At 39.9% G+C, this 13,411-nt stretch carries 8 protein-coding genes; 5 read left to right on the top strand and 3 right to left on the bottom strand.

The window, feature by feature from the left end; all coding sequences use genetic code 11:
• Positions 1-46: 46 nt before the first annotated feature.
• The 5 genes from ACTUJY_RS07500 (at position 47) to ACTUJY_RS07480 (ending at position 6,551) form a co-directional block, all read left to right on the top strand.
• Positions 47-667 (top strand): SGNH/GDSL hydrolase family protein, encoded by a 621-nt coding sequence (locus tag ACTUJY_RS07500; protein WP_463615454.1) that lies wholly within the window; start codon positions 47-49, stop codon positions 665-667.
• Between the two features lie 235 nt (positions 668-902).
• Positions 903-2,078: an acyl-CoA dehydrogenase gene (locus tag ACTUJY_RS07495; RefSeq protein WP_463615453.1), complete on the top strand. Its 1,176-nt coding sequence runs from the start codon at positions 903-905 to the stop codon at positions 2,076-2,078.
• 149 nt (positions 2,079-2,227) lie between these two features.
• Complete coding sequence (locus ACTUJY_RS07490; protein WP_463615452.1) at positions 2,228-2,803, top strand: nucleotidyltransferase family protein; 576 nt, start codon at positions 2,228-2,230, stop codon at positions 2,801-2,803.
• Between the two features lie 238 nt (positions 2,804-3,041).
• Positions 3,042-5,636 carry a bifunctional aconitate hydratase 2/2-methylisocitrate dehydratase gene (gene acnB, locus ACTUJY_RS07485; protein ID WP_463615451.1) on the top strand — a complete coding sequence of 865 codons (2,595 nt, stop codon included), beginning with the start codon at positions 3,042-3,044 and terminating at the stop codon, positions 5,634-5,636.
• 252 nt (positions 5,637-5,888) lie between these two features.
• A complete protein-coding gene (locus ACTUJY_RS07480; protein WP_463615450.1) occupies positions 5,889-6,551 on the top strand; it encodes a class I SAM-dependent methyltransferase in 663 nt (220 codons plus the stop codon).
• A 114-nt stretch (positions 6,552-6,665) separates the two neighbouring features.
• Here the strand turns inward: ACTUJY_RS07480 and ACTUJY_RS07475 are convergent, their stop codons facing one another.
• The 3 genes from ACTUJY_RS07475 to ACTUJY_RS07465 all read right to left on the bottom strand — a co-directional run bounded on the left by ACTUJY_RS07475 (position 6,666) and on the right by ACTUJY_RS07465 (position 13,126).
• A complete protein-coding gene (locus ACTUJY_RS07475) occupies positions 6,666-7,307 on the bottom strand; it encodes a hypothetical protein (RefSeq protein WP_463615449.1) in 642 nt (213 codons plus the stop codon).
• Between the two features lie 236 nt (positions 7,308-7,543).
• Positions 7,544-9,604, bottom strand: a complete 2,061-nt coding sequence (locus tag ACTUJY_RS07470; RefSeq protein ID WP_463615448.1) for a multiheme c-type cytochrome — start codon at positions 9,602-9,604, stop codon at positions 7,544-7,546.
• A 6-nt stretch (positions 9,605-9,610) separates the two neighbouring features.
• On the bottom strand, positions 9,611-13,126 hold the full coding sequence (locus ACTUJY_RS07465) for an FG-GAP-like repeat-containing protein (protein WP_463615447.1): 3,516 nt from the start codon (positions 13,124-13,126) through the stop codon (positions 9,611-9,613).
• Between the last annotated feature and the right edge of the window lie 285 nt (positions 13,127-13,411).

Genomic DNA, 13,411 nt, shown 5'->3' with positions numbered 1-13,411 from the left:
TTCGTCCAGTTTATTTGCACACGAATAATGGAGTACAGATGGTACGATGAATCGAGTTTTATGTTTTGGCGACAGCATTACTTTAGGAGAGTCGGATCCTTACGGAGGTTGGGCCGATCGGTTAAAACAATTTATGATGCAAACACGGACATCAATTGAACAGAAAGTCAGTGTTTATAACCTTGGTGTTGGCAGTGAGACAACCGATGGACTAAAGCGTCGTTTTCAATTTGAAATTGAAGGGCGTTATTTTCGGCAGGCAAATACCCTGGTTTTACTGCAGTACGGCATTAATGATTTGGTGATCCACAAAGATAAAAACCGAGTGCCATTGGGTATTTTTGGTTCGCACATTCAACATTGTTTATCGATTTGTCAGCAAATGAATGCGGTACCCTTATTGCTGAATATTTTACCTATAGCAAATGCCGATGATGGTGAGATTAATGTTTATCAGCAATTGCGTTTTAGTCGAGATATTGCGCTTTATAATTGTGAGTTGGAGAATTTGGCTTGTAAAAACGAAGTCGCAATGATTGATCTGATTGGAGAGTTTGATGTTGATGCTATGTTAGCAACCGATGGATTGCATCCAAATGAAGCGGGACACGAGTTCATTTACAAAAAGGTTCGGCATAAATTAGATACTTTATTATTAAGTCGTTAAAGACGACATTGCGCTCGTTAATATTGCATTACAGCATAAAACGCTTTGGAAAAGCGTTTTAAATCAATAGGCTGTCGAAACCGCTTGTGTTCACGCACAGTGGATTTTGCCCTTCGAATTTGCTGCTGAATTAACATATAATACGGCGCACTATAAAACGAACTGGTCTGAGTATCACACAATAACTCAGAACCTTATAATCACAACAAATCTAATCATTACTGGAAGGCACACTATGTCAGGTGGAGTTTTATCGAATTGGGACGATCTTCTGTTATTGGATGATCAGTTAACCGAAGAAGAACGCATGATCCGCGATTCGGCGCATCAATACGCGCAAGAGAAATTATTACCCCGCGTAATGGAAGCCAATCGCCATGAGCATTTCGATGTGGAAATTATGCGAGAGTTAGGCGAGCTAGGCTTGTTAGGCTCTACCATAGATGGCTACGGTTGTGCCGGAACCAGTTACGTTGCCTACGGTTTGGTTGCTCGCGAAGTGGAGCGAGTCGATTCTGGCTACCGCTCTGCGTGCAGCGTGCAATCGTCGCTGGTTATGTATCCTATCCATAAGTTTGGTACTGAAGCGCAACGCGAAAAGTATTTACCTAAGTTAGCGACCGGAGAATACATAGGCTGTTTCGGTTTAACCGAGCCGGATGCGGGCTCCGATCCGGCCAGCATGAAATCACGTGCGAAGAAAGTAGATGGTGGTTATGTTTTAACCGGTACTAAAATGTGGATCACTAATTCGCCAGTCGCCGATGTGTTTGTGGTTTGGGCTAAAACCGAAGACGATTTAATTCGCGGTTTTGTGCTTGAAAAAGGTATGAAAGGACTCAGTGCTCCAAAAATCGAAGGCAAGTTTTCTTTGCGAGCGTCTATCACTGGCGAAATCGTAATGGATGAAGTGTTCGTACCGGAAGAAAACATGTTCCCAGAGGTGACCGGATTAAAAGGCCCATTCAGTTGTTTGAATATGGCTCGTTATGGGATTTCTTGGGGAGCTATGGGCGCTGCTGAGGCTTGTTGGCATGCGGCACGTCAATACACTTTGGATCGTAAACAATTCGGTAAACCATTAGCTTCGACTCAGTTGGTGCAAAAAAAGCTGGCGGATATGCAAACCGAAATCACTTTAGGGCTGCAGGCTTCACTGCGAGTCGGGCGCTTGATCGATGAAAAACGTTTTGTACCGCAAATGATTTCATTGGTAAAACGCAATGCATGTGGCAAAGCACTCGAAATCGCGCGAACGGCGCGAGATATGCACGGTGGCAATGGCATCAATGACGAATTTCATGTGATCCGCCATATGATGAACCTGGAAGCCGTGAATACATACGAAGGGACGCACGATATTCACGCGTTAATTCTAGGGCGTGCGCAAACAGGGTTGGCCGCGTTTTAAAAGAGTTTCATCTCTCCCGGAGTTTCTTACCCCGGGAGTTCTCTTTTCTTTACTTTCTCTTTTTGGCGCAATCCAATTGTTTGCTGCGCTTTTTAAACTATCTGCTATGCTTTGATCAATATACTGATTGATTATAAAAACGGAGATTTATGATTGATTTGTCCATTGTGATCTTAGCTGCTGGGCCTTCGAGTCGGCTGGGCGTTTCTAAGCAGATGATAAATTTTCATGGAATGACCTTAATCGCTCATGCCTGTAATAAGGCGTGCCAGTTATCGGATAATGTCTCGGTGGTAACCGGCGCCAATCACCATCGAATCGATGCCGAGCTAACTCACTTTAAAGTTAACAATTTGTATAATGCCAATTGGGAAGAGGGGATTAATAGCTCCGTGGGCTTGGCTATCAAACACGAGTTTAACAGTGGCAAAGTATTGCTAATGTACTGTGATCAGCCACTTATTCCTGTTGAGCACTACAAAAGAATGATTGAGAAAGCAGAAAAAGAAAGCAATTGCATCATTGCTACGGAATGTGAGGATCGCTTTACCATACCTGCGATATTCCCACGTCGATTTTTTTATGAATTGACCGCGTTAAAATCAGAACAAGAGCTCGACGAGTTGATTAATCAACACCTGGCCGATTTACGCTCTGTTCCTTGTAAGGAAGCCGCCTTCAGTGTGGATACCGCAGCGGATATGGCGGTGTTGCGAGAAAATTAATGATGATGACGACCAATTGGTGCTTTTTGGTGCAGTCCTGAACGATTTTTCATCAAAAAACTGAATATTTAGAATAAGTTAAGCACCTGGAAGCAATTTATTCTCCCTCCCAGATCCGGTATAATTATGCACCCAAATTTCATCAAGTTGACGTGAAAATCTATGGTTCACGTCTAAACTGGTTTAGAAGTCATCTACATCTTTATCGACAAATGTAGTTAAAAATGAGGAACAGCACGTGTTAGAAGCCTATCGTAAGCATGTTGAAGAGCGCGCCGCTCAAGGTATTCCGCCCAAGCCTCTCAGCGCTGAGCAAGTCAATGAGTTAGTCGAGTTGCTGAAAAATCCACCGGCCGGAGAAGAAGCGTTTCTGGTTGAGCTGCTTACAAATCGTGTACCTCCAGGCGTTGATGAAGCCGCCTATGTTAAAGCCGGCTTCTTATCGGCCATTGCGAAAGGAGAGGCAACTTCTCCTTTAGTTGATAAAAAGTTAGCGGTAAAGCTATTGGGAACCATGCTTGGTGGTTACAACATCGCTACTTTAGTCGAGTTGTTGGATGATAAAGATTTGGCTCCATTAGCAGGTGAAGAGCTAAAGCATACTTTGTTGATGTTCGACGCCTTCCACGACGTTGCCGATAAAGCCAAAGCCGGCAACGATGTTGCACAAGCTGTGATTCAATCCTGGGCCGATGCCGAATGGTTTAAAAGTAAGCCCGCACTGGCTGATAAAATCACATTGACTGTTTTTAAAGTACCTGGCGAAACCAATACTGACGATTTATCTCCTGCACAAGACGCCTGGTCACGTCCCGATATTCCTCTCCATTCGTTAGCAATGTTAAAAAATCCACGTGATGGAATCGACGGCAACCCATTAGAAATTATTGAAGACTTGAAAAAGAAGGGGCATCCCGTTGCTTATGTGGGTGATGTTGTCGGCACAGGATCTTCACGTAAATCGGCCACTAACTCTGTGCTTTGGTGTACCGGTGACGATATCCCTTATGTACCGAACAAGCGAGCGGGTGGTTTTTGTTTAGGTGGTAAAATTGCGCCTATCTTTTTTAATACGATGGAAGATGCTGGTGCGCTGCCTTTCGAAGTTGACGTTACCGATATGAATATGGGTGATGTCATTGATGTTTACCCTTACGAAGGTCGAGTTGAAAAAGACGGAAAAGAAATTGCAACGTTCAGTTTAAAAACGGATGTGCTGTTGGATGAAGTTCAAGCGGGTGGTCGTATACCAATGATCATTGGCCGTGGCTTAACCGCGAAAGCACGTGAGTTTTTAAGTTTACCGGAAGCTGACTTTTTCCGTAAACCGGGCGATGTTGTTGATTCCGGTAAAGGCTTCACGTTGGCTCAAAAAATGGTGGGTAAAGCGTGTGGTGTTGAAGGCGTTCGTCCTGGTCAATACTGCGAACCCAAAATGACCACGGTTGGTTCGCAAGACACTACGGGTCCAATGACGCGCGACGAGTTGAAAGATTTAGCTTGCTTAGGCTTTTCTGCCGATTTGGTTATGCAATCCTTCTGTCATACAGCGGCTTATCCCAAACCGGTTGATGTGGATACACAGCACACACTTCCTGACTTTATTCGTAACCGTGGCGGTGTTTCCTTGCGTCCTGGCGACGGCATCATTCACAGCTGGCTAAACCGAATGTTATTGCCTGATACCGTAGGTACAGGTGGTGATTCGCATACGCGATTCCCAATGGGTATATCGTTTCCAGCGGGCTCCGGTTTGGTGGCTTTTGCTGCTGCGACAGGCGTTATGCCATTGGATATGCCAGAGTCGGTTTTGGTTCGCTTTAAAGGTGAAATGCAACCTGGTATTACATTGCGTGACCTCGTGCATGCGATTCCTTATTATGCCATTAAGGAAGGGCTACTCACCGTAGAAAAAGCTGGCAAGAAAAATATTTTTTCTGGTCGCATTTTGGAAATTGAAGGCTTGGAAGATCTGACCGTTGAGCAAGCATTTGAATTGTCGGATGCGTCGGCTGAACGTTCTGCCGCGGGTTGTACCATTAAACTTTCTGAAGACTCTGTTTCTGAATATTTACAGTCGAACATTGTTTTACTTAAGTGGATGATTGCTAACGGCTATGGCGATGAGCGAACCATCAGTCGACGTATTGAGAAGATGGAAGAGTGGTTAGCGAATCCATCACTAATGCAAGCGGATGCCGATGCTGAATACGAAGCCGTGATCGAAATTGATCTTGCGAATTTAAAAGAGCCTGTTTTATGTGCGCCGAATGATCCGGATGACGCTCGTTTATTGAGTGAAGTGGCGGGCGACAAAATTGACGAAGTCTTTATCGGTTCCTGTATGACCAACATCGGGCATTTCCGAGCGGCCGGTAAATTACTCGACAAAATAGAGCCGGGTACGTTGCAAACTCGTTTGTGGTTGGCTCCTCCCACCAAAATGGATGAGCACCAGTTAATGGAAGAAGGCTATTACAACATTTATGGTCGCTCTGGTGCGCGAATGGAAATGCCCGGATGTTCATTGTGTATGGGGAACCAGGCGCGTGTCGCTCCTAACTCTACGGTGGTTTCTACGTCAACGAGAAACTTCCCAAATCGATTAGGACAGGGCGCAAATGTTTATTTGGCGTCAGCCGAATTGGCTTCTGTTGCAGCGGTTATGGGTAAATTACCGTCAGTTGAAGAGTACATGGTCTATGCGAAAGACATCGACAGCATGGCGAATGATATTTATAAGTACATGAATTTCCATCAAATGGAAGAGTACAAAGCTAAAGCGAATACGGTAACGATTCCTGTGGTGAACCAGGTAACGGTAGACGCTTAGTTTTAGTTATTGCCATTCGCATAAAAAACCCGCCGAAGCGGGTTTTTTATTGGTGTATCGAAACGTATTTAATATGAAAACCATGATGGATAATCGGAAAATCGCAGGGAATCCATCCGTGCCATTTACATTTTTTGATAGTCTTCCATAATTTTCCTTTTGTTGTAACGTATATTTGCCGCTCATTTTTCGTTGAAATTATCTAGCGCTCTTCTCATAATGATGTTCAGTGTATCGAACGCCTATTCAACTATGTCGAAGCAAACACCAAATAAAGCGCCACACTTTTCAGCTGAAACTCATTGGCAGAACGTTTATCAGAACAAAGAAGAGCAACAACTCAGTTGGCATCAGGAAGTTCCAAAAGAATCATTAGCTTTTATAGAAAAAGTGATTGCTGAGTTTGAGTCTCCCAGTGTGATTGATGTAGGTGGTGGCACTTCACGACTCATGTTTCACTTACAGCAAAAGCATTCACAGTTGGATCGCTGTGCCGTTATCGATATTTCCAAACAGGCATTAATCAATAATAAAAAGAACATGGGGGATTTAGGGAGTAAAGTGGATTGGTGGGATGGTGATATCACGCAGTTTAAACCCCCACGTCAATTTCATATTTGGCATGATCGCGCGGTGCTACACTTTTTAACTGAAAGCTCGCAGCAATTAGCGTATCAAAAGTGTATTGCTGATACATTATATTCTGGTGGTTACGCCGTTATTTCTACGTTTGCTGTGGGTGGTCCTGAAAAGTGTAGCGGTTTGCCGATCCAGCAATTTGATCCTGAACGCATTATGATATTACTAGGCAAACAATTTGAGTTAATTGAAGAACAAAAATATGTTCATATTACGCCATGGCATTCGGAGCAGTTGTTTCATTCGTTTTTGATTCAGAAGAGTAAAGAGAGTTAGTACTTAACCGCATTATTTAGCTGCGGAATCGCTAAATATTTACAGTCGGCTAAGTACAACAAGCTTACTTTTTAAAAAGCAAGCTTGTTGTACAGGCTTATTTAAACAGTGTCATTAATAGCACTCACGAGGTGGGCGAAAGCTGTTCGTATAGCGAGTTTGAGTTTGCTCAGATGAACGCACATCGTAGCACTCAGGAGGTGGTGGAGGTAAAATGATATCCGGTTTATCAGTCGACATTTCGTTACATTTTAAATCAGCGGAAACGTAACTAGCAATTCCCCAGCCTGCGTTGTCGGGCCAAGACGGTATGACCACTCTTTCGGCTCTACCTGTTAAGGCAGTATAGGGGCGATAATTTTCGACTGCAAATCCAGATGGGATGACAGTACCATCATCATAATGAAGCATATCGGTATTAAATGAATATTTGTAAGGGCTATAGATATAGGGAACTTCGGGGTTTGGGCTCAGTATTACAAATTCGTAATCAAAGTCGTTTCCAAACCATTGGCCATTAGAAGAGTTCGCGTAAATTCTGTGGAACTCATGAATGGTTTCTTTATCGACACATTCAAATGTACTTGATATGTACATTGCATTTGTGCCGTTATACCAATTGATAGTGGTACGAAATTCACTTGCCGTTTTTTCTACCTGGCTATAGTGGTTCGTATGCTCGGTTGCGTTAGCTGCTGTGTGCATGGAAAGCGCACTAATTATTGCGCCCGCTACTAAAGATAATTTTTTTTTCATTAGATTTCCTATTTTAAAATTTTAAACTGATCATATATCAATCGAGTTTAAACTTAATGTATCTCGAATAAAGATTGATATAGTCGAAGTTGATTATACGTATAGTCCGTTCAAGTACAACGCTTTTAATGGGGCAATCTCAAATAAGAGATATGCTGGTGCAAAACTTGAACAATAATTGCACGCATGAAAAAACGCCAATACGTAAAACAAAACAAGTTGATGGCGTTATTTCTTTATTGGTTTGTTGTTAATGCATTAGGCTTCTTTTTTACTGGAACTTTAATTGTGTCGCGAGCCATGTCAACAATAGGTAGTTCTTGGTATTTATCTTTTAGAGCCCAGCGAGCATATCGGTTATTAAACTTTCGATATTTTAAGATAGAGTTAATCGTTAATGGGCTTTTAGCCCAAGGTGGAATATCAAAACTAAAATAAACGACATCTGATTGGCCAGCAGGAACAACTTTTTTATACGTTTCGCCAATTCGATTAAATAAGTCATGCTTCCAAACTAACTCTCCTTTTTTATCGACTGGCAAAGAACGGTAAAAGTAAGCATCAGGTTCAACACTGTGGTCTGGTTCTAAGTGCCCACTTTCGTATATTGTCGAACCTGTAGCATCTTGTACTAGAAAATAAATCCAGGCTTCGTTTATGTCTAATGTGCCGCCTGGAAAGTTATGTCCAACACCTAGATTTGATACGACTACTTTAATTGAAACTTCTTCGTTTAAATATACCAATGCTGGGCGCTCAACATTGTTTCTGATGGCTTCGTCAATTTGCTGTCCTGATTGAGTCGCATCTTTTTTGTATGGTGGCTCAATGGTTAACCTCATTTTTCCATTTTGCAAAAATTCAATCGTTTGCTGTAGTTGTTCTATATCATTATTGATTTTGGGTATTGCGGTATTCGCACCTAGAAATCGATGCGAACGAATCATTCCATTTTCATCTGCAGAAGGATCATTTCCTGCAACCAAAGGCATATGACAATCCTGACAGCGAGTTACTTTGCTATTTGCAAAAATTTGATCATGTTGCTGAGAATAGGGGCTATTTAGCCAAGCGGAATATTCATCTTGCATTTTAACCCATCCCCAGTTATTCATATCTTTATCCATAAACTGAACATGGCATGTTGCGCACATTTTTGGTTTTTTCAAAATATCACGTGCCATGTCATTTTTATGTTGTTTGGGATTAACTTTTACCAACAAATTGTGTATCGATCTGAGAAAAATGTTATCGCTTCTCTCAAACAAGTACTTTTCGTGGGGTGAAAATTCGTAACTGCCTACACCTTTTAAATGAGTTTCTGAAGAAATATTATGGCAACTTAAGCAACCGACACCTTCATTAAAAGCTACTGTATTTTCAATGCCTCCGTGAGTTCCTCCTTTTGATAGCTGCCCAGTTAAGAGTGCAACGGGTGCATGACATCCTTCACAGTACCTTGCAGCTTCTATTCCTTTATTTTGAGACAGAAGCGAAATGTTTGTTACGTAAGTCGGATCAGATGCCGCTTGTTTATGTATCGAGCTTTTCCATTGCTCTGCAATTTCTTCATGGCAATCGGCACATTGTGAAGATCCTGCTATTTCGTTGTCGGTAACAAATGTTCCAGTAGAGGTTTCTGTTTGGCTTGGCCTGAAAGGATGCTCGCCGTACGGATAGTTATAGTTTGATACTTTAGGTAAAGTTGGGATGTTTGAACTCTTAAAGTTGGACGCAATAGTGCTGACAATAATAGTTACAACAAAGGTGGATGCAATAAGAGCTGTTAGTTTAATGGTATTGTATGTAAAGGATGGAAATAAGCGCTCTAGTTTATCTTTAGTCGAATAAGCTTCATGACTCGAAAGTTTAGTCTTTGCTTTGAAAAGATGGAGAATGATGTGAATCACAATTAAAATCAAAGCACAATAGCTACTGTAATGATGAATGTCGGAAATCCAGCTTAGTGTTTCGGTCACTCCGAAAAAGGAAATCCATATGCCAGATAATAATGTCAGAGTGATAGAGAAAACGAGTATTAAGCCCGAAATTATAATTGACTTCTTTCTTTGTCCTAATGTACGTAAAAAGTGGGCTGAGATAAATTTAATTGTATAATACGAGAATATTAATCCGCATAAAATATGGGCTAGCGTGGTTACTTGTCTCAAGATTGATAGTGATGTTGTAGAGTAAAGTATTAGTCCACTTATAAATAATATAAAAAATAATGAGTAATAAATAGAACTCGAGCGTTTTTCTTTTTCTAATAAACTTTTTTGAACGTTAGGTTTCATGATGCATTATAAATATTTTAGTATGTTTATTTGATTGTTGATCGATAGATTTTTTACTATTTTCCAGTATAAATCGGAGGAGTTTGATAAGTTGTTTAAAGAGCCGATTAAAAATTCCACATGAGACTTTTTTATGCTGTGTAGTGAAAGTATCTCGATAGCCTTCATTTGGGCATCACCTGACTCTGTGTTGGCTAACATAAAAACGAGCTCCAGTCCAAGCTTTGAGTCTCGCCTAATTAACTCTAACAGTATTTCGTTTTTTATCGCCGGAGAAGTATGGTTTTCTTTGATGTGGTTGAGTACTCGAAGTTTGGATTCTTGTGTGTTGATATTAAGTAGCGCTTTTAATGCGAAGGATGATGCATTAATGTCTTCGCTGTTAAGTAACTTGCTGAACATATCTTGCGTTAGGTGATTTTCTAATTCGTAAAGGTTTGGCCAGCAATCTAAGTAAGCGAATGAATTGTCCCAGTTGTTAATAGTAATCATATTTGGGTTGGTTATAGTGAGCTTTTTGTCTGTGCATGCTTCTAGTATGGAAATATCTATTTTTTCAAAGTTTATTTTACGACTAAGTGTTATAGGCAGTTTATGTATTAACTTTTTCAAACTTTGATTGCTAACAAATAACTGAGCCTCTTCATAAGTAAAAATGTGCTGGTTTTTAATTAGGTGTTTTAAAACTTCTATTTGAAAATCTATAGGGGTATTAAAAAATCCCAGTTGTTTTAAGTTGATCTTACTTTTAGGAGTAGATATTGCTAAAAGTATTTGTGCGATGTGGGATGCTGAAGTGTTATTATGATGTTTTAGTTTGCTTAAAATGGGTTTCAGCTCTTTATGATTCAATTGGAAAAGTAAGCTAAGCGCATCAGTTAGCAAAATGTCATTATCGATTGATTTGTTAAGTATCTTATGGATTAAAGCTGAGTAATGCTTTTGCAAGTAGTCAGCGTTTAGCTCTGTCAGAAGCTTGGGGGTTCTAACAATGTGCAAACCAATTTGAATCGACTTTTTAATGGTATCATCAAAGTCGAACCTTAATGTTTTACGAAGTATCGAGTGCGTTTCTTGGTAACCTAATCTATTTAAGGATGCTAATGAAACCGAAATCAGTTCTGGAGAAGATGTGACTGAATTTACAATGTTCAGTAAATGAGGTATCGACTCGGACTCTTTAATTTGTCCAATTGCCCATATTGCTTCATATCTTACTGCGGAAGATTGAGTTTCATCCAATGCTAATTTAATCATTGGCTTTAACGCTCGATAGCTTTCAGACTCACCAAGCGCTTTTATCAGGCAAATGCTAACGATTTCAGAATCTTTGCTAGCGTTGAGGATTTTTAGTAATTCCGGGACGGCTAGGTACTTCGATTTAATGACCGCTTCTTCTTCTCTAAAAAAGTGTTCGAAAATTTCACCTACACGGCATTTTAGTTCTTCATCTAGTGACTGGAAAAGAGCCAATAACCAAGGGATCGTAAGGTCGGACTCCATTTTCCACAGTGCATCAAGTGCAACGTTCTTTAAAGTTTTGCTGGCTTCATTAATTCCAAGTTTTGCAAGTTTATGTGCATAAAGAGGGTTTAATAATGGTGTGACTTTCAGTATTTCTACTTTTTGTTCAGTAGAGCTCGTTAGATATTTCTGATAAATAGACTCAAAAATTAAGCTTTGAAGTTCTGAATCATTAGATTCCTTAGCGCGAGCTATTAATTCCTCGAGAAATGTGTGTTCAATATAGTGAAGTGTCAAAGACTTGTTTCTTTTACTTCGCGTTCGATTAAATGATACCACCTTTCCATCTTTAAACAGTTTTACACGTTGGTTTGACCCGATTGATTCATACGCTACTTTTTTTCCATTGGGCCAAAGAACATTAATATCCACATTATGCACCGATTGTGGTACTGCAATGTGAATGACATTAGAGTTTTGCGAAAGGTATCCAGTTTCCGCGTTTAAAACTAGCGAGTGATAAAAACTTCCAGATGAAAATACAATTTCTGAACCAATGGCAGGATTTTTTGTGGAGTCTAATACAACCTGTATCCAATTAGTATGGAGCTTAGAGTGATTAATAAAAAGCTGGACTGGGCCATTATTTTGCGTGGTGACTATGTCTAACTTCCCATCTCTATTAAAATCGCCACTGGCAAAGCCTCGTGTGCTCGTTAAATTAAACGCCTTATTGTCAACTGATTTAAAATAACCATTATCGTTCAGCCAGACTAAGTCTTTTTGTAATGAGGTATGAAATTTAGAGTCTTCGTCGACGCTTCCTAAACCGGTAGCGAAATAAATATCTTTATACCCATCATTATTAAAATCTTTGAGTAAAGAGCCCCATTTATTTGAATAAAACTTACTCGAATTGAACAACCCGGTTTCCCAAGCGGCATCAATAAAGTTTAATTTATTAAAATCATTGTTATTTTTATTTCTTATTAACTTTGGAGGTAAGCCTTGTGTCGTTGAGACCAATAGCTCACTCTTACCGTTATTGTCAACGTCGGCTATTGCGATATGGTTCGAACCAACGGTGCTGCTTAGCAGTATGGATTCTGAAATATCAATGAATTTTCCTGTCTTATTTAGATCATTAAGAAAAAATCGGCTTACTGTGCCTTTAGTATTCGCAACTATTAAATCAGGAAAAGAGTCTAAGTTAAGGTCGCCCCAGTGCACTGATTTACTTCGGCCGGATTTATCATCCACACCATATTGAGAAGCAACCTCTTCAAAATTTAAATTTCCTTTGTTCTTAAAAAGGTAATTCGGTTGGCTATCAAATAACTCTGGGCTAAATTTGGGATCGGTATCACCGGTAAAGCCACTATGAAGTTCAAATGTTTTTTTGTGCTTTTCGTAATCGATGAAATTGGCAACATAGATATCCAGCAAACCGTCTTTATTAAAATCGGCAACCGACATTGACATTGACCAGACTTTTGGATTTTGAATGAACCCCGAAGTTGAGGTTACATCGACAAATTTCTCATTGCCTGAGTTTGACAATAATTGAATTTTACCTATATATGATACGACTAAATCTTCATCACCATCATTATCGAAATCTGCTGTAGCACAACCCATAGGCCATTTATGCGTTTTAATGTTGGCAAACTCAGTAATATCTTCGAATCTTGAGCCGTTTATATTTATCCATAATGAGTTTCCTTGTTTACGATGTGACCACCAAGATGGCCGCCCAAAATATCGATGGTTTCCACTTCCCCCTATGATAAATATATCTTCCCAACCATCGTTATTAAAATCGAATACACAAACGCCTCCGCTTAAGGCATCAGTAATACCAGAAATGAATGGAGTCCCTTGCTCATGGACAGTAAATAAATTCCAGTCTAAAGACTGTTCTTCGAACTCGATATTAGTTGGGTTAAGCGCGGTTTCGGTGGTTGTGAATGTTGTATTCTTAATCTCAAACTTATTATTGGGTAAATGAAAGCAAAGTAGGAATAAAGTGACAAAAACAGCTGGAATCGACCATTTCATAAAAATATGTTTAATAAATTGATAGTATCTATTTTGATTACGATAAACGGAAAGTACAACATTCTGAAAAATATAAGAATACTACTTTATCGATCAAAGTAATTCCATAACGTAAATGAGTCAAGACTACCATTATTTGTTTAATTAATAAGCGTATTGTATCTAATAATGGATATTAATGTAACAATTCATTATAATCTCAAGCCAATAATATAATAGCTCGAAAAATATTGGTTGATATTACATAGCCAACTTATTGAAAATATGGGAATTATTAGGAGTTGA

The organism is Pleionea sp. WD8-19 (assembly GCF_055326765.1).
Note: the sequence above shows the minus strand (reverse complement) of the source record. Positions and strands in the feature narration are given on the sequence as shown.